The sequence below is a fragment of the Xanthomonas sp. 3058 genome (assembly GCF_014199765.1).
Taxonomy (GTDB): domain Bacteria; phylum Pseudomonadota; class Gammaproteobacteria; order Xanthomonadales; family Xanthomonadaceae; genus Xanthomonas; species Xanthomonas campestris_B.
On the sequence record NZ_JACHOF010000007.1, the window covers coordinates 44656 to 62605 of the forward strand.

The 17950-nt window shown below is 65.6% G+C and carries 12 protein-coding genes; 6 read left to right on the forward strand and 6 right to left on the reverse strand.

Going from position 1 to position 17950, the window contains the following annotated elements; all coding sequences use genetic code 11:
- Window positions 1-379 precede the first annotated feature (379 nt).
- From GGR61_RS11145 to GGR61_RS11155, 3 genes are all read left to right on the forward strand, one after another.
- Window positions 380-1033, forward strand: a complete 654-nt coding sequence (locus tag GGR61_RS11145; RefSeq protein ID WP_184407758.1) for a TetR/AcrR family transcriptional regulator — start codon at window positions 380-382, stop codon at window positions 1031-1033.
- Window positions 1034-1162: 129 nt separating this feature from the next.
- On the forward strand, window positions 1163-1819 hold the full coding sequence (locus GGR61_RS11150) for a protein-L-isoaspartate O-methyltransferase (protein ID WP_184621417.1): 657 nt from the start codon (window positions 1163-1165) through the stop codon (window positions 1817-1819).
- Between the two features lie 20 nt (window positions 1820-1839).
- The gene (locus GGR61_RS11155) at window positions 1840-3222 is read left to right on the forward strand and encodes a TolC family outer membrane protein (protein WP_184407644.1); all 1383 of its coding nucleotides are present in this window, start codon (window positions 1840-1842) and stop codon (window positions 3220-3222) included.
- Window positions 3223-3427: 205 nt separating this feature from the next.
- On the opposite strand, the gene waaA is transcribed toward GGR61_RS11155, so the two are convergent.
- Window positions 3428-4744 (reverse strand): lipid IV(A) 3-deoxy-D-manno-octulosonic acid transferase, encoded by a 1317-nt coding sequence (waaA, locus tag GGR61_RS11160; protein WP_184621418.1) that lies wholly within the window; start codon window positions 4742-4744, stop codon window positions 3428-3430.
- A gap of 76 nt (window positions 4745-4820) precedes the next feature.
- On the opposite strand from waaA, the gene GGR61_RS11165 reads away from it, so the two are divergent.
- Window positions 4821-5741 carry an LpxL/LpxP family Kdo(2)-lipid IV(A) lauroyl/palmitoleoyl acyltransferase gene (locus GGR61_RS11165; RefSeq protein WP_184621419.1) on the forward strand — a complete coding sequence of 307 codons (921 nt, stop codon included), beginning with the start codon at window positions 4821-4823 and terminating at the stop codon, window positions 5739-5741.
- A 64-nt stretch (window positions 5742-5805) separates the two neighbouring features.
- Here the strand turns inward: GGR61_RS11165 and GGR61_RS11170 are convergent, their stop codons facing one another.
- The 3 genes from GGR61_RS11170 to GGR61_RS11180 are packed head-to-tail and all read right to left on the reverse strand — an operon-like array spanning window position 5806 to window position 8441.
- A complete protein-coding gene (locus GGR61_RS11170) occupies window positions 5806-7140 on the reverse strand; it encodes an O-antigen ligase (RefSeq protein ID WP_184407647.1) in 1335 nt (444 codons plus the stop codon).
- Window positions 7121-8233, reverse strand: coding sequence for a glycosyltransferase family 4 protein (locus GGR61_RS11175; protein ID WP_184621420.1), 1113 nt, complete (start codon window positions 8231-8233; stop codon window positions 7121-7123). The genes GGR61_RS11170 and GGR61_RS11175 overlap by 20 nt, the downstream gene beginning before the upstream one ends.
- Before the next feature lie 10 nt (window positions 8234-8243).
- Window positions 8244-8441 carry a zinc-finger domain-containing protein gene (locus GGR61_RS11180; protein WP_016902555.1) on the reverse strand — a complete coding sequence of 66 codons (198 nt, stop codon included), beginning with the start codon at window positions 8439-8441 and terminating at the stop codon, window positions 8244-8246.
- A 319-nt stretch (window positions 8442-8760) separates the two neighbouring features.
- Between GGR61_RS11180 and GGR61_RS11185 the strand changes: the two genes are divergently transcribed.
- The gene (locus GGR61_RS11185; RefSeq protein WP_184621421.1) at window positions 8761-12123 is read left to right on the forward strand and encodes a GH92 family glycosyl hydrolase; all 3363 of its coding nucleotides are present in this window, start codon (window positions 8761-8763) and stop codon (window positions 12121-12123) included.
- Window positions 12124-12439: 316 nt separating this feature from the next.
- Here GGR61_RS11185 and GGR61_RS11190 read toward each other — a convergent pair whose 3' ends face one another.
- Together GGR61_RS11190 and GGR61_RS11195 are read right to left on the reverse strand one after the other, a co-directional pair.
- Window positions 12440-14758 carry an NADP-dependent malic enzyme gene (locus GGR61_RS11190; protein WP_184621422.1) on the reverse strand — a complete coding sequence of 773 codons (2319 nt, stop codon included), beginning with the start codon at window positions 14756-14758 and terminating at the stop codon, window positions 12440-12442.
- A gap of 166 nt (window positions 14759-14924) precedes the next feature.
- Window positions 14925-16298, reverse strand: a complete 1374-nt coding sequence (locus GGR61_RS11195; protein WP_184621423.1) for a dicarboxylate/amino acid:cation symporter — start codon at window positions 16296-16298, stop codon at window positions 14925-14927.
- A gap of 284 nt (window positions 16299-16582) precedes the next feature.
- Between GGR61_RS11195 and GGR61_RS11200 the strand changes: the two genes are divergently transcribed.
- Complete coding sequence (locus GGR61_RS11200; protein WP_184407652.1) at window positions 16583-17755, forward strand: porin; 1173 nt, start codon at window positions 16583-16585, stop codon at window positions 17753-17755.
- Window positions 17756-17950: the final 195 nt, after the last annotated feature.

Genomic DNA, 17950 nt, shown 5'->3' on the forward strand with positions numbered 1-17950 from the left:
GTGCTGCGAACGCAGCCTGCATGCGTATGCGCCCTGGACGTATCCACCCTCCAAATCCCCCTGTATCCATCTATCGAAGATACCCGCCGGTATGGTACAGACAGACTGCGGCAATCTATCACCGCAGTTTTCCTCGCATCCTAAAATTCCGCACCTGCCGGTAACCCACGGCATCCGGTGACATACGCTGTTTGCGGGGACCGCCCTGGAACGCCCCCACAGGACCGGATCGCAGCCGGCGATGCCATCGATTCCCCATGCATCGACGCCTACGGCACATCGCTTCGCCGCTCTCTCGAATCGCCCCTCCAGGCCCCGGCCTGATGCGTTCATCGCAGCCGAGTATAAATATAGAACCCGATGGTCTAGTATTGGCGCCATGTCCAGTTCGCCCCCCCTCACGTCCAAAACCAAGAGCAACGGTCCCGGGCGCCCCAAGGATCTTGGGAAACGTGCCGCCATCCTGGGCGCTGCCCGCACCATGTTCATGGAACAAGGCTATGCGGGGGTCAGCATGGATGGGATCGCGGCCCAGGCCGGCGTATCCAAACTGACCGTCTACAGCCATTTTGGCGACAAGGAGAGCCTGTTTTCCGAGGCGATCCGTGCGCAATGCCAGCACATGATGCCGGACGACCTGTTCGATCACGCCCCCAAGGGAACGCTCCGCGATCAGTTGATCGAAATCGCCAACGCCTTCTTCGCGATGGTCAGTACCGACTCGGCGATCGCCACCCACCGCATGATGATGGCGCCGGGGACCGGCGACGTGCATGTGCGCGAAATGTATTGGGCCGCCGGACCCACGCGAACCAAGCAGGCGCTCGCAGACTTTCTTTCGGCGCGCGTGGCCGATGGCCAGCTGGAGATCCCCGATCTGGCCCGTGCCGCCTCGCAATTCTTCTGCCTGCTCAAGGGCGAGCTGCACGCGCTGATGATGTGCGGCCTGCATGGTCAGCCCACCCGCGCACAGGTGGATGCACACATCCAGGCCAGCGTGGACTTCTTCTTGAGGGCCTATGCGCCCCGCTGATCGCCCCCGGCCTTTGGTGGCGATGACTTCCGGCACTGCGCCGGTTGCCGCCGCGCAGCGATGCTAGATGCACCAGGCGCCCCCGCGCACCGCTAAAATGTTTGCCCCACCGCGTTGGATACCCGCACCATGACGATCGATTTCTCCCAGGCCCGCGAAAAGATGGTCGAACAGCAGATCCGGCCGTGGGACGTGCTGGACCTGCGCGTGCTCGACGTGCTGGCGCGCCTGCCGCGCGAAGCCTTCGTACCGGAGGCCTACAAGACCCTGGCCTATGTCGATGTGGAGATCCCGCTGTCGGCCGGCCACAAGATGATGAAGCCGGTCGTGGAAGGCCGCATGTTGCAGGCGCTGGATCTGCAGCCGGGCGAAGATGTGCTGGAAGTGGGCACCGGCAGCGGCTATTCCACCGCCTGCCTGGCCGCGCTGGCGCGCGAGGTGGTCAGCCTGGAGATCGACCCGGCACTGGCGACGGCCGCACGCGCCAATCTGGACAGTACCGGCCTGGGCAGCAATGTGCGCATCGAAACCGCCGACGTGTTCGGCTGGCAGAGCGAGCGCCGTTTCGATGCCATCTGCGTGACCGCTGCGGTCGATACGCTGCCGACGCAGTGGCTGCAATGGTTGCGCCCGAACGGCCGGCTGTTCGTGGTGCGCGGTCACGAACCGGTGATGGAAGCAGTCCTGGTCCGTGGCGAAGTCAACGCCGCGCGCATCGAATCGTTGTTCGAAACCGACATCGCCTATCTCCAGGGCGCCGCACCGACGCCCCGATTCCAATTTTGATCCCCAAGGAAGCTTCCCCGATGATCCGCCGATCCCTCGTTCTGGCCCTGGCCGCCGCCCTGTCTCCAATGGCTGCGCACGCCACCGACCTGCTGCAGGTCTACGAAATGGCCCGCAACGGCGATCCGCAGCTAGCAGTGGCCGAGTCCACCCGCCTGGCGAATCGGGAGGGCCAGGTGCAGGCCCGCGCGGCGTTGTTGCCGCAACTGGATGGCAGCGCCGGTTTCACCCAGTCGCACCGTGAATTGGAAGGCGTGGACGGACGCTCCACCACCAAGCAACGCTCCTACGCGATCCAGGGCAGCCAGACCATCTTCAACTGGGCCCAGTTCGCCAACCTGCGCGCGCAGCGCGAAGTGGCCAAGGCCGCCGACTTCACCCTGGAATCGGCCAACAACGACCTGATCACCCGCACCTCGGCTGCATATTTCCAGGTATTGGTGGGCATCGAATCGCTGGCGGCAGCAGAAACCAACGAGGCAGCGGCCAAGAAGCAGTTCGACTACGCCGACAAGCGCCTGGAAGTGGGTCTTGCCCCGATCACCGACGTACACGAAGCCCGCGCCCAGTACGACCAGGCGCGTGCCGACACCATCAACGCACGTAATACGCTCAAGGATTACTACCAGGCGCTGACCGAGCTGACCGGCCAGCCGGTGGTCGGCTTGCGCGCGCTGCCGGAGGAATTCCGTCCGGAAGTGCCGGCCGCCTACGCCAATGTCGATCAGCTGGTGTCCACCGCCATCGCCGACAATCCGGCGCTGAAAGCGCAGCAGCTGCAGGTCAGCGCCGCCGAGGCCCAGGTCAATGCGGCACGTGCAGGCCATTACCCGACCTTGAACCTTGGTGCCAATGTCGGCCGCAGCAATAGCTGGGGCGGTGCCAGCACGGTCGATCAGGCGGCAGGCAACTTCACCACCAACGGCCGCGACATCGATACCGACTCGATCGGCATCACGCTGTCGATTCCGATCTTTGCCGGCGGCGCCACCCAGTCGGCGGTACGTCAGGCGCTTTCGCAGCGCGATATCCAGCAGGACACCTACGAGCAGCAGAAGCGCGCGCTGGATCGCAATACGCGCAATGCCTATCAGACCGTGGTCGCCGGCATCAGCGAAGTGGAAGCCCGCCGCCTGGCCGTGGTCTCCGCACAGGCCGCATACGACGCCTCGCAGGTAGGTCTGGAAGTCGGTACGCGCACCGTGCTGGACGTGGTGCAGAATCAGCGCACGCTGTTCCAGGCGCAGCTGAACTATGCGCAGTCGCGCTACAACTTCCTGCAGAACCGCCTGCTACTGGGCCAGGCCATCGGCAAGCTCGACATCAGCGACCTGCAGGATGTGAACCGCCTGCTGTCGCAGGACGCCGAGTCAAAGCTGCAGGGCAGTGGCTCGCTGCAGTAAAGCCGGCGGCGACATCACTGCAGAAGAAGGCGGGCACAGGCCCGCCTTTTTTGTGCGTGCCCTGGGTGGAGGTCGCCGCGTGCAATGATTGGGTTGTGCATCGCCGCGCCTGACTCCCGTCACGACAACAGCGCAAACGGCCGCGACGTGAAAGCATGTATGGCGTGACGGTCGCAATGCAACGATGCACTGCGCGAAGGCATCGTCAGGACGAAGCCCCGTCGTCGACCACTGGCGGCAGGTCCGGCGCAATCTGCACCAGCGTGCGCGCCACTGCCCCCTTGCCATTGGCAACCAACGCCAATCCGTTGGCCGCCATCGCCTCGCGCTGCGCCGGGTCGCCGAGCAGACGCGCCAGATCGTGATACACGCAATCGGCATCCTCGCAAATGGCCACCGCCTCGGCTTCGCGCATGCGCCGCGAAATCTCCGAGAAATTATGCAGATGCGGGCCGGTCACTGCAGGCGTTCCGACCGCTGCCGGTTCGAGCAGATTGTGCCCGCCGATCGGCTGCAGGCTGCCGCCGACGAAGGCGACCTGCGCGCAGGCATAGAAGCTCATCAGCTCGCCCAGGGTATCGAGCACGAACACCTTGTCGCGTGCCTGCGGCCATTGCTGCGTCTTGCGCGTGGACACTGCCCAGCCGCGCTCGCGCGCCAGCGCTTCGACCCTGGCAAAGCGCTCCGGGTGACGCGGCGCCCACAACAGCAGCAAATCGGGAAACTGCACCAGCAGGCGCGCATGGAGATCGGCCACCGCCGACTCTTCGCCTTCATGCGTGCTGGCCGCGATCCACACCGGTCGCGTTACCGGCACATGGGTGCGGAACTGCGTCACCAACGCCTGCAGTTGCGTCGGCGCGGCGATATCGAATTTCAGATTGCCCAGCGCGGTCACCTGATCGGGACGCGCGCCCAGCGTGAGGAAGCGCGCTGCGTCGTCCTGCGACTGCGCCGCCACGCAGGTGACGGTACGCAGTGCGCGGCTGATCAGCGGCGCCAGCACGCGGTAACCGCGCAGCGACCGCGCCGACAAACGCGCATTGAGGATGTACACCGGAATCTTGCGGTCGCGGCAGCCAAACAGCATGTTCGGCCACAGTTCGGTTTCCAGAATCAACGCCAGACGCGGGCGAAAGTGCTCCAGGAAGCGACCGACGCTGCCGGGCACGTCGTAGGGCAGATAGACATGGTCCACCGCATCGCCCCAGACCGCGCGCACGCGCTCGGAACCGGTCGGCGTGATGGTGGTGATGACCCAGCGGATATCCGGGCGCTGCGCACGCAGCGCATTGACCAGCGGCGCGGCGGCGTTGACCTCGCCCACCGACACCGCATGCAGCCATACGCGTGGACGCCCGCGGGCATGCGGATAGGACGCATAGCGCTCGTTCCAGCGATTGAAGTATTCGCGTACACGGAAGCCGCGCCACACCAGGTGGTACACCGTCACCGGCAGCAACAGGTACAACAGCGCCGAGTACAGCCCGCGCAACAGCCATTCGATCGGATCTTTCCGCATCGGTGCAGGATACGGGAGCGTTGCAGCGTGCGCATGTGCACGCTGCCCGGCGTGCGTGATCCCTTAGACTTGACGCATGTCCGAATCCGCCACCGTCGCCGTCCGCCCTTCCCTGCGCAACCCCAGGCACTGGCCCATGTATCTGGGTCTTGCGGTCATGGTGCTTGCCGGGCGCCTGCCCTGGATGCTGCAGCGTGCGCTGGGCCGTGGCGTGGGGTGGATCGCGATGCGTCTGGCGGGCACGCGTCGGCGCGCGGCCGAGGTCAACCTCAAGCTGTGTTTTCCAGAGCAGGACGATGCCTGGCGGGCGCGACTGCTGCGCGATAGTTTCGATGCGCTGGGCGTGGGCCTGTTCGAATTCGCGCGTGCATGGTGGGGCAGCATCGATGCCATTCGCCCCGGCGTGCAGATCGAAGGCCTGGAACACCTGCAGCAGCTGCAGGAGCAAAAGCGCGGCGTGTTGCTGGTGTCCGGCCACTTCATGACGCTGGAAATGTGCGGACGGCTGCTGTGCGATCACGTGCCGCTGGCCGGCATGTACCGCAAGCACCGAAACCCGGTATTCGAATGGGCGGTCAAGCGCGGCCGCTTGCGCTATGCCACGCACATGTTCGCCAACGAGGATCTGCGCGCCACCATCAAGCATCTCAAGCGCGGTGGCTTGCTGTGGTACGCGCCGGACCAGGACATGCGCGGCAAGGACACCGTGTTCGTGCCGTTTTTCGGGCATCCGGCCTCCACCATCACCGCCACCCATCAGCTGGCGCGGCTGACCGGTTGCGCGGTGGTGCCGTACTTCCATCGCCGCGAAGGCGGCCGCTACATCCTCAAGATCGCACCACCGCTGGCAGGCATTCCATCAGACGATGTGATCGCCGATACCACGCAGGTCAATGCAGCGATCGAGGACATGGTGCGCGAGGCGCCGGACCAATACCTGTGGATCCATCGCCGCTTCAAACGCCAGCCGGGTGGGCGCAGCGATTTCTATCGGTGATGTCGGTTGTTTGGATGCCTGCGATGCAGGCATCCGCAGATGCCACGCTTCGAGCCAACCTGGGTTATCGCGGCAGCAGCCGGTCTGCATCGTCGTTGAGCAAGGCGCCGGCATACAACGCGGCCAGCATCAGGCTCAGGCCGCCCCAGAAGCTGGAATAGAACGCCAGATGCGTATTGAACGGGAACACAGTGGCGACCAGTGCGATCATCGCCGGCCGCGCCTGCTCGCGTGCCGCCACACTGGAATAGCGCCACGCACGCCAGGCCTGCGCCGCACCGGCCAGCCACAGCAGTAAACCGATCACGCCGGTTTCGGCCAGGATTTCCAATACGATCTGGTGCGCATGGAAAGCCGGCCCGGCGCCCCAGGCAGGTGCCTGTCCGGGGGCCGGATTACAGGCTGGATATGCCTGACGGAAACCGCGCGCACCGACTCCATTGAACGGATGTTCGCGAATCATGCACAGCGCCGCGCCCCAGATCTGCGCACGCCCGGACAAGGCCTGATCCACGCCTTGTTCGCCATTGCCGAAGGCCAATGCGGTGCGCTGGACCCGCTCGCGCGCTTGCGGCGCCACGGCGACCACGCCGACGGCCAGGAGCGCGCCGACCAGCGCCACGCCCAGCAGACGACGGCCACCCAGCAACTGCCAGCCGGACAGCAGCACGATCACGCCATAGGTGATCCACGACGCGCGCGAGCCGGCCAAGACCAGCACCACCCCGACCGCCGCCGCCGCGCCTGCCCAGGCCCAGGCGTTGCGCCGCCCGAGCGCCAGCAACAGGAACGGCGACAGGCTGGCCAGGGTCTGCCCGAACTTGAGATTGCACGGCCCCAGCACGCCGCTGAGGCGGTCCACCAACGCCAACTCCTGCGGCGTACACAGGCCATGGCCACTGATCAGCTGCTTGAGCTGATCCAGCCCGAAGAACAGCGGACTGCTCCCGAATGCGGCCTGCAGCAACGCATCCAGCGTCCACACCCCGCCAATCACCGCCAGACCAGCGAAGGTGCGGCGGCGGCGCTGCGGATTGGCGACCGCAATCGCGCACAACCACATGAAAGGCAGGTAGCGCAGATCGGTCGCCGATTTGCGCAACGCGCGGCCGACATCCACCGCGTCGAACGCCGACAGCATCTGTGGCAACCAATAGGCCATGAACAACACGCTGGTCAGCGCCCAGGCCGCGCTGCTAAGCAAGCGTGTGCCGCCGCGGAACCGCGCATGCAGCAAGCGATATCCAGCGAATACCGCACCCAGCGACAGCACCGTTTCAGCCAATCCGGGCGTGGGCCATAGCGCCACGAACAGGATGACCCACAACGGGGCCCAGCGACCAGCATCGGGCGTCAACACAGGCGTGTGCGGGATGGCCTCAGCGGCGGAGTTCGTCATAGACCTTCAAGGTGGCCGATTGCATGGCCTGCAACGTATAGGGGAGGACGGCGGGCGGTGTCGGCGCCTGCTGCAGCAAGGCCAGCGCCTGCGTGCGCAGGGCGTTGGCATCGAAGGCCGGCACGGCGCCGCCGGGTTGCAACTCGGCGAGCAGTTCGCCGACGCCGCCGTGCGCCCAGCCCAGTACCGGCCGGCCCACCGACAAGGCCTCCACCACGGTGCGGCCGAAGGCCTCGGGTTTGCGCGACAGCTGCAGCACCAGATCGCTGGCTGCATAGGCCTCGGCGATGCGTGCGGTGGGCTCGGTGAACGCGACCGCATCGGCCACCCCCAGCCTGGCCGCCTCGGCCTCCAGTTCGCGCACATAGGCTTCGCGCCCCGGCTCGCGCGCGCCCGGCAACCACAGCCAGGCCGGCACGCCGGCAGCCCTTACATCGGCCAGCAATTGCAGGCCGTCGGCATGCCCTTTCAGGCGCGTGCCGCGACCGGGCAACAACAACAGCGGCGCGTCGACCGGCAGGCCGGGCAACAGCGTCTGTGCCCACTTGCGCGCGCGGTTATCAGGCTGCGGACGACGCGGAAACTGCACGATATCGACACCGCGCGGGATCGTGCGCAAGCGCGCGGGGTCGGTCTGCGGATAATGCGTGCACACATACTCGCGCACTGTCTGCGAGACGCAGATCACCCGCTCGCCGTAGGTCATCACCGCGCTATAGCGACTGGGCGAATTGAGCCCGTGCACGGTCGTGACAAAGCGCGGACGCGTCGCCTCGGACATACCCCGCAGCGCGTACCAGCCCAACCATGCGGGAAGGCGCGAGCGCGCATGCACGATGTCGGCGCCCAGTTCGGCAAACAACCGGCGCAGGCCGACCACGTGGCGCAAGGTCAGCAGCGACTTGCGCCCGATCTCCAGGGTGAGATGTTCGCCGCCCGCCTCCAGCAACGGCTGCACCAGGCGGCCGCCGGCCGAGACGACCACCGCGCGGTGGCCGGCGCGCACCAGCGCAGCGGCGATTTCCAGGGTGGAGCGCTCGACGCCGCCGGACTGCAGCGCCGGCAGCAGTTGCACCACGGTAAGGCGGTGCATCCGGCCAGGATCAGTCGGCGAGTACGAACAACGCGCCGCAATACGGGCACTTGGCTTCGCAGTTGGGCTCGTCTTCGATCGGCAGATACACCCGCGGATGCGAGTTCCACAACGCCATCTGCGGGGTCGGGCAGCTCAGCGGCAGATCGCTGCGGTGCACGGTGTAGCGCGATTCGGCATTGGCGGGCGCGGTGGCGGTCTGGCTCATGGCGTCACGATCAAGGGGCAAAGGCAGAGCGCGGATTCTAGCAGCCTGGGTGGTGATCGGCCCATTGACCTCGCCGCGCGCGATGGCGCAGGCGATCGTTTCACTGGTTGCCGGTCAGGTTGCCGAGGTGGTCTGCGGATGCGGTGGCCGCCTATGCGCTCCAACAGCCACTGTCGCTGCAGGGCACGACACTGCGCCCCCACCATCGCGCCTATCATCGGGGCAAACGGCGTTCCGTCATCCGGCTGGTTCAGCTGAAAGACGATGCAGTGACCCACCGAACGTCATGCCGTGTCCGCCGCCAAGGAGCCATCACTACGTGACCATGCCTATTGTCCTGCTGCGCCAACCTGGGCTGCTGCGCTCGATCGCTGTTGCCCTGGCTGGCATCGTACCGTTGCCGGTGATTGCAGCAACTGGGTTCGCAACCGCGTTCGAAGACGGCGAGCCGTTGCCGGTCAACGCCGAGGCAGGCGATGTACGGATTGCGATCGGCACCGGACCGGCGACGCCTTATGCGGCCAAACCGAACGCCGGCTACAGCGGTGCGCATGCGTTGCGGTATGACAGCCATGGTGCGGGCGGGCGACGCACCTTGTTTATGCGTGATATTGCGATCGGCGCCGATACGACGCTGTCGTGGCTGGTGTTGCCGGAAAGTGTGGGCAGCGATCATGTGGCCTCGACCTATGTGTCGCTGGATCTGTTGCTGGACGACGGCACGCGCGTGTCCGCCAGCACTGCGCGGGATCAACATGGCATTGCGCTCGGCGCGCGGGCGCAGGGCGCGTCGAAGACGCTGTATCCACAGCAATGGGCGCGCAAGGTCGTGCGACTCGGCGATGTGGCTGGATTGCGCGGGCGGCGTGTGGTGGCGATCGAACTGGACGTGGCACCGCCGGCAGGCGCGACTGGCGCTGGCTGGATCGACGACATCGCCATCGCCGAAGTACCGCGCGCGGTTCCCGCGCGGCCATCGGATTGGGTGCTGACCACGCGTGGAACGCAGTCCAACGGCACGTTTTCGCGCGGCAATAATTTCCCGGCAACGGCGGTGCCGCATGGCTTCAACTTCTGGACGCCGGTGACCGATGCGGGGACGCTGACCTGGCTGTATCGCTGGAACGAGCAGAACGACGCGGACAATCGGCCACGCCTGCAGGCGCTGTCGCTCAGCCACCAACCCAGCCCGTGGATGGGCGATCGGCAGACCTTCCAGGTGATGCCGTCGCTGAGTGCAGGCGTGCCGCAAGCCGATCGCAACAAGCGCGCGCTGGCGTTCTCGCATGCCAACGAAGTCGCGCGTCCTTACCGCTATGCAGTGCAGCTGGACAACGGTATCCATGCCGAGATTGCGCCGACCGACCATGCGGCGCTGTTCCGCTTTCGTTTTCCCGCCCAGGGCGATGCCAATCTGCTGTTCGACAACGTGGATGCACGCGGCGGGTTGCACCTGGACGCGGCAACGCAAACGCTCTCCGGCTATACCGACGTGCGCAGCGGTCTGTCCACGGGAGCCACGCGCATGTATGTCTATGCCAGCTTCGATACACCCTGGAAGCGCAGCGGCCTGAGCGAGACGGGCCGGCCGACCGGCTGGGTCAAGTTCGAGGCCGGCGCTACGCGACAGGTGCAGATGCGCATTGCCACCTCGCTGATTTCGCTCGATCAAGCCAGGCACAACCTGGCGCTGGAGATCGCACCGCAGGCAAGCTTCGAGCAGATCGCTGCACGTGCGCAGGATGCCTGGGATGCGTTGCTGGCGCGCTTCGAGGTGCCCGACGCCACGACCGACCAGAAGACCACCCTGTATTCCAATCTGTACCGACTGCATCTGTATCCCAACTCCGGCCATGAAAATGTCGGAAGCGCCAGTGCGCCGGACTGGCGTTACGCCAGCCAGAACAGCTGGTCCGACGACAACATCGACGGCAGCGCAGTGCGCAGTTTCGCCCCGATCCGCGATGGCCGGGTCTATCTCAACAATGGGCTGTGGGATACCTTCCGCACCGCGTGGCCGGCGTATGCGCTGTTCGCACCCGACGCTGCCGGCGGCCTGGTACAGGGTTTTCTGGAGCAATCGCGGGCCGGCGGCTGGGTGGCGCGCTGGTCTTCGCCTGGCTACGCAGATTTGATGGTCGGCACCAGTTCCGATGTTGCGTTTGCCGATGCCTGGCTCAAGGGCGTGCAGGGTTTCGATCCCGCCGAGGCATACGCTGCCGCGCTCAAGAACGCCACCGTGGTGGCGCCCGACAGACACGTCGGCCGCAAGGGCATGGCACGTTCGACCTTTCGTGGTTACGCCGCTACCGACACGCATGAAGGCATGTCGTGGTCGATGGAAGGTGCGCTCAACGATTTTGGTATCGCCAACATGGCCGATGCGCTGTCCAGGCAGGCGAATACGGCGGCAGCGCGCGCGCGTTATGCAACCGAAGCGCTGTATTTCCGTCACCGCGCGGCCGGGTATTCGGCGCTGTTCGATCCGGCAATCGGCTTTTTTCAGGGCCGCACACCCAACGGCGATTGGCGCGTGGATGCGGCGCACTACGACCCGCGCGTATGGGGCAATGACTACACCGAATCCAGCGGCTGGACGTTTGCATTCACCGCACCGCACGACGGCGAAGGGCTGGCCGCGCTGTATGGCGGACGCGCGGCGTTGGCCGCCAAACTGGATACCTTCTTTGCCACGCCGGAAACCGCCGAAGCCAAGTTCGCCGGTTCCTACGGCGACACCATCCACGAGATGACCGAAGCGCGCGATGTGCGCATGGGCATGTACGCGCACAGCAACCAACCGGCGCACCACATTCCATGGATGTATCTGTATGCCGGGCAGCCGTGGAAAACCCAACGTATCACCCGCGAGATCCTCGCACGCCTGTACCTGGGTAGCGACATCGGCCAGGGCTATCCCGGCGATGAAGACAACGGCGAGATGTCGGCGTGGTATCTGTTCGCGGCGCTGGGGCTGTATCCGTTGCGCATGGGCACGCCGGAGTATGTGATCGGCTCACCGCTGTTCAAACATGCCAGCGTGCGCTTGCCCGGCGGCGCTATGTTGACGGTCAATGCGCCACAAAACTCGCCGCAAAACGTGTATGTGCAGTCGCTCAGGCTCAACGGCAAACCATGGCGCAAGACCTGGTTGCCGCATGCAGACATCGCCAAGGGCGCAACGCTGGATTTCGTCATGGGCCCGGAGCCTTCGCGCTGGGGCACCGGGCCGAACGATGCACCGCCGTCGCTCACCGCGCCTGGTCAGCGCCCTGCTCCCTGGCGCGATGTGCTCGGAGACACCGCGCGCATTGCGCTCGCCGATGGCAGCGATATGGCTGCGTTGCACGATGACGATGCGGGGACGGTTGCGGCGGTGTCGTCTGCATCCGCGTTGACGCTGAGTGGCCTCGACCATGGCACGCCGACGCTCTATACCTTGACCAGCGGCAATGCGGCGATTGCGGCAAGTGGATGGACCTTGGAAGCGCGTGCGTCTGGCGGTGCGTGGACGCTGATCGATCAGCGCCGCGACGAGGCGTTCGACTGGCCACTGCAGACGCGACCGTTCCGTATTGCCGCGCCGGGCAGGTATGCGGAGTATCGGTTGCGATTGACCGCGCCTGCGAAGGTCCAGCTGGCGGAGATTGAGTTGCTGGGTGCGGAAAGTGCGGCGCGTTGACGCGGATCTTGTTGGACGTCCTCTTGAAACACGGCGCCCTGTGCGCGAGCGCTGTGCTGCGATCCAGGCGCACGCGATGGCCGCTCACTCCACCAGCTAGAGCGCTCTCACTTGGGAATGCTGGAAAACCGCACCCTCACCCGGACGGGCGAGGGGCTTGCAAGCGTTGCAGGCAGTGCCGGCAGGCCACGCACTGCCATTGCCGATTTGATCTTCCGGTCAACCAAAGGGCGTCAGGGCAACGACATTGCACGCCATAGCCGTTGCCTGATCAGCCAGCGCGTCTTCTGGCGTGGCCCTTCCCGCGAGGGCTATCTCAGCCGTTGCCCTTCTCGGCCTTTTCGGCAGCGCTCTTTTCGGCATCGCGCTGGCGGCGGATCTGCGCATCCACCGCAGCGATCGCGGTCATGTTCATCACCCGGCGCGAGGTGGCGCTGGTGGTGAGGATGTGCACCGGCTTGGAGATGCCCATCAGGATCGGGCCGATCGCCACGCCGTCGGTGAACACGCGCACCAGGTTGTAGGCGATGTTGGCCGCTTCCAGGTTCGGCAGCACGAACAGGTTGGCGCGACCCTTGAGCGTGCTGTTGGGCATGATCTGCTTGCGCAGCGCTTCGTCCCAGGCGGTATCGCCCTGCATCTCGCCATCGATGTTGAGCTCGGGCTTGCGCTTGAGCAGCGCCTCGCGCACCTGGCGCATCTTCAGCGCGTCGCGCGAGTCGTGGCTGCCGAAGTTGGAGTGCGACAGCAGCGCGATATTGGGCTCGATACCGAACAGCTTGAGGCGGTAAGCGGCCTGCAACGTGGCTTCGACCACCTGCTCCACGGTGGGGTCTTCCTGCACATGCGTGTCCAGGAAGAAGAACACGCCCAGCTGGTTGATTACACCGGTCATCGCCGAGGTGGAGCTCACCCGCGGTTCCAGCGGAATCACGCTGCGTGCGTAGCCCAGCTTCTTGTGGAAACGGCCCACCACGCCGGACAGCATCGCATCGGCTTCGCCGCGCGCCACCATCACCGCGGCGATCAGGGTCGGACGCGAGCGCATCAGTTCCTTGGCGGCGGTGACGGTCACGCCGCGACGTTCGGTGAGCGCGTGGTAGTACTGCCAGTATTCGTTGAAGCGGGGGTCGTCGAGGATGTTGGTGATCTCGAAGTCCACGCCGGCGGTCAGGCGCAGGCCCATGCGCTCGATGCGCGCTTCGATGACGTCCGGACGGCCGATCAGGATCGGGAACGCCAGGCCTTCGTCGACCACGTTCTGCACCGCGCGCAACACCACTTCTTCTTCGCCTTCGGCATACACCACGCGCTGCTTGTCGGCGCGCGCGCGGTCGTAGACCGGCTTCATCATCAGGCTGGTGCGGTAGACGAACTGGCCGAGCTTGTCGCGGTAGGCCTCCATGTCGTCGATCGGGCGCGTGGCCACGCCCGAATCCATCGCCGCCTGCGCCACCGCCGACGACAACTCCACCAGCAGGCGTGGGTCCAACGGACGCGGAATCAGATAGTCGGGGCCGAAGCTCGGGGTCTCGCCACCGTAGGCTGCGCCCAGGTCGGAGGCTTCGCGCCGCGCCATCGCCGCGATCGCCTTGACGCAGGCGATCTTCATTTCCTCGTTGATGCCGGTGGCGCCCACGTCCAGCGCGCCGCGGAACAGGTACGGGAAGCACAGCACGTTGTTGATCTGATTCGGATAGTCCGAGCGGCCGGTGCCGATGATGCAATCCGGGCGCACCGCCTTGGCCGCTTCCGGGGTGATCTCCGGGTTGGGATTGGCCAGCGCGAAGATCACCGGCTGGCGCGCCATCGTGGCGACCATTTCCGGCTTGAGGATGCCGGCCGCCGACAGGCCGAGGAAGATATCGGCACCTTCGACGATTTCGGCCAGGGTGCGCTTGTCGGTGTCGCGCGCATAGCGCTGCTTGTCCGGGTCCAGGTCGGTGCGGCCGGTGTGGATCACCCCGTCGCGGTCCAGCGCCAGGATGTTCTCCGGCTTCAGGCCCAGCGAGACCAGCATGTTGACGCAGGAAATGCCCGCCGCGCCCATGCCGGTGGTGGCCAGCTTGACCTCTTCGATCTTCTTGCCGGTGACCACCAGCGCGTTGAGCACGGCCGCGCCGACGATGATCGCAGTGCCGTGCTGGTCGTCATGGAACACCGGAATGTTCATGCGCTCGCGCAGCTTGCGCTCGACGATGAAGCACTCCGGCGCCTTGATGTCTTCCAGGTTGATGCCGCCGAAGGTCGGCTCCAGGCTGGCGATGATGTCCACCAGCTTGTCCGGGTCGTTCTCGTTGATCTCGATGTCGAACACGTCGATGCCGGCGAACTTCTGGAACAGCACGCCCTTGCCTTCCATCACCGGCTTGGACGCCAGCGGGCCGATGTTGCCCAGGCCCAGCACGGCGGTGCCGTTGGTGATGACCGCCACCAGATTGCCGCGCGCGGTGAGCTCGCTGGCCTGGGTGGGTTCTTCGACGATCGCCTCGCAGGCGAACGCCACGCCCGGCGAATACGCCAGCGACAGATCGCGCTGGGTCAGCATCGGCTTGGTCGCGGAGACCCTGATCTTGCCGGCCGGCTGCTGGCGGTGATAGTCGAGGGCGGCCTGTTTGAAGTCGTCGTTGGACATCGGCTGTGTGGTTCTCAAAGGCGCAGAAGAGTCGATTCTACCCGTCTGCCTGAACAAGGGCCTGTCGCGCAGCTGTCACTGCGGCAGGAACATCGAACGCACTGCAACGCGAAACGGCCCTGCACCCCATCGGGATCGCCGATGGAATGCAGGGCCGCAAGACGCATCAGCGCAAGCTGGCCGGTGCGGTGCCTGGTTCGCCGACCGGGGCCTGCAACGGCGGTTCGCCGCCATCCAGGGCCAGCTTCAGCTGGTCCCGATCCAGGGCATTTTCCCAGCGCGACACCACCACCGTGGCGACCGCGTTGCCGATGAAGTTGGTCAAGGAGCGGCATTCGCTCATGAAACGGTCCACGCCCAGGATCAGCGCCATGCCGGCCACCGGCACTTCCGGCACCACCGCCAGCGTCGCGGCCAGGGTGATGAAGCCGGCACCGGTGACGCCCGCCGCGCCCTTGGAGCTGAGCATCGCCACCGCCAGCAGCGCGAGCTGGTGACCCAGGGTCAGTTCGGTATTGGTCGCCTGGGCGATGAACAGCGCCGCCAGGGTCATGTAGATGTTGGTGCCGTCCAGATTGAACGAGTAGCCGGTCGGGACCACCAGGCCCACCACGGACTTCTCGCAGCCGGCCTTTTCCATCTTCTCCATCAGCGATGGCAGCGCCGACTCCGACGACGAGGTGCCCAGCACCAGCAGCAGTTCGGCCTTGAGGTAGCGGATCAGCTTGAGCACCGAGAACCCGCACAGCCGGCAGACCAGCCCCAGGATCACCAGCACGAACAACAGCGAGGTCAGGTAGAACGACCCCACCAGCCAGGCCAGGTTGACCAGCGATTCCACCCCGTACTTGCCGATGGTGAAGGCGATCGCACCGAAGGCACCGAGCGGTGCGGCGCGCATCAGGATGTGGACCAGCTTGAACACCGGCGCGATCAGCGCTTCCAGGAAGTGCAGCACCGGCTTGCCGCGCTCGCCCACCAGGGCCAGCGAGACGCCGAACAGCACTGCCACGAACAGCACCTGCAGGATGTTGGGCCCGGTCAGCTTGCCGTTGACGACCTGGTCGCCGGTGAAGGCCCCGATCAGCGAGTTGGGAATGATGTCCATCAGGAACCCGACCAGGGTCAGGTCGTGCGACTTCTCGACGTAGCTCTTGACCGCGCTCTGGTCCAGATCGGCCGGATTGATGTTCATGCCGGCGCCGGGCTGCACCACGTGCGCCACCACCAGGCCCACCACCAGTGCCAGGGTGGAGAAGAACAGGAAGTAGGCCATCGCCTTGCCGAACACCCGGCCCACCGTCTTGAGGTGGGTCATGCCGGCGATGCCGGTGACGATGGTCAGGAAGATCACCGGCGCGATGATCATCTTCACCAGCTTGATGAAGGCATCGCCCAGCGGCTTGAGGCTCTCTGCGAAGGCCGGTTCAAAGTGGCCAAGCAGGGCACCCAGGACGATCGCCACCACCACCTGGAAGTACAGCTGGCGGTAGAAGGGGACAGGCGCCGGCAAAGGGCCGGCAGGCTTGCTGATGTGCATGACGCCACTCCGAGGGAACTGGAAGGTGCCTGAGCAGGCACCCGGTGCACGCATTCTGGCCGTACGTCACAGCTGCGGCCGATAGCCCATTGGTACTACGCGCTGTCCGTGGGCTGAACGTGGTCTTACACTTCAGACGCGCCATCGCCGGCCGTTAATTGCGTTTAACGCAGACACCGCCTTCAGGGTTGTCGCCGTCCGGAACCTGCGCGCTTGCTGAAGCTATTCAGTGCGAACGCCATGGCAGGACGCCCGGCCCCTACTCACAGTCGAAGACCACTCCTATGCGCATCAATCCGCTCGTTCTTGCGTTGGCCATCGCCGCCGCGCCCGCTGCCGCCAACGCGGCCACCTCGCTGGAAAACTGGCCGACCAAGTACACCTTCGGTGATGGCACCGAGGTTGGCGTGACCGGCAACTATGCCTACGACGACAACAACTTTTCCGGCGACGACCGCCTGGAAGACCGCACCGATTTCCGCCGCAAGGAATTCGGCGCCACGATCCGGAAGAAGGGCGTGTACGACGCCGGCGTCAACTTCGATTTCGAAGCCAAGCTGTGGCTGGACGTGTTCTTCCGCGTCGAGACCAAGGCGCTGCTGGGCCAGGATTACGGCCGTGTGCGCCTGGGCTACATGAAGGTGCCGGTGGGCCTGGAAGCGCTGCAGGCCTCGCGTGCGGGGACCTTCATGGAACTGGGCCTGCCGATCCAGGCGGTGTTCCAGGGCCGTCGTACCGGTGCGGAGTGGACGCTGGAGCGTCCGCAATACCTGTTGCAGGCCGGCGCTTACGGCGGCAAGGACCTGCAGGGCGACAACCCCGGCACCACCCAGGCGCTGCATGCGGTGTGGACCCCGATGAAGGCCGAAGGCGACGTGCTGCACCTGGGCATCGCCGGCTCGGTCGAAAACCCGCGCGGTTTCAGCGACGGCCGCGGCGTGTCCTTCAGCCCGCGCGTGCGCCTGCGTGCCCGTCCGGAAGCCGGCCTGACCGACGTGCGCCTGATCGACACCGGCACCATCCTGGATGTGGACCACGTGATCCGCGCAGGACTGGAAGCGGTGTGGATCCATGGCCCGTTCTCGCTGCAGAGCGAAGCGCTGCGTGCCGAAGTGGCGCGCAACGACAACCAGCCGCACTTCATCGCGCAGGGCCAGTACCTCTACGGCACCTGGACGCTGACCGGCGAATCGCGCACCTATGTCGCTGGCGTGCCGGGCAACATCAAGCCGGCGCACGACTACGGCGCCGTCGAGCTGACGGCCCGCTACAGTCGCCTGGACCTGGAAGACAACCGCGTCAGCGGCGGCCGCCAGCACGACACCACCATCGGCGCCAACTGGTACCTCACCAGCCACTTCAAGATGCAGGCCAACTACAGCTGGGTGGATGCCACGCGCAACGGCGTGCATGAGACCCCGCACGTGATGGAACTGCGTGCGCAGGTGCAGTTCTAAGCGTCGTCGCCACATCCGCTGTACGGCGGTATGACCGCCGCGCAGCGTGTGTGATGCCTGTTTCAAGGCACCACTTCCGCCACTGCGTGGTCCCATGCGACCGCATCCTTCCCGGGTGCGGTCGCAGTCGTTTAGGGCAGTGGTCGGTAAGTGCGGTCACGGCAATGGCTGACCGATCGACCGACAGACCGCCAT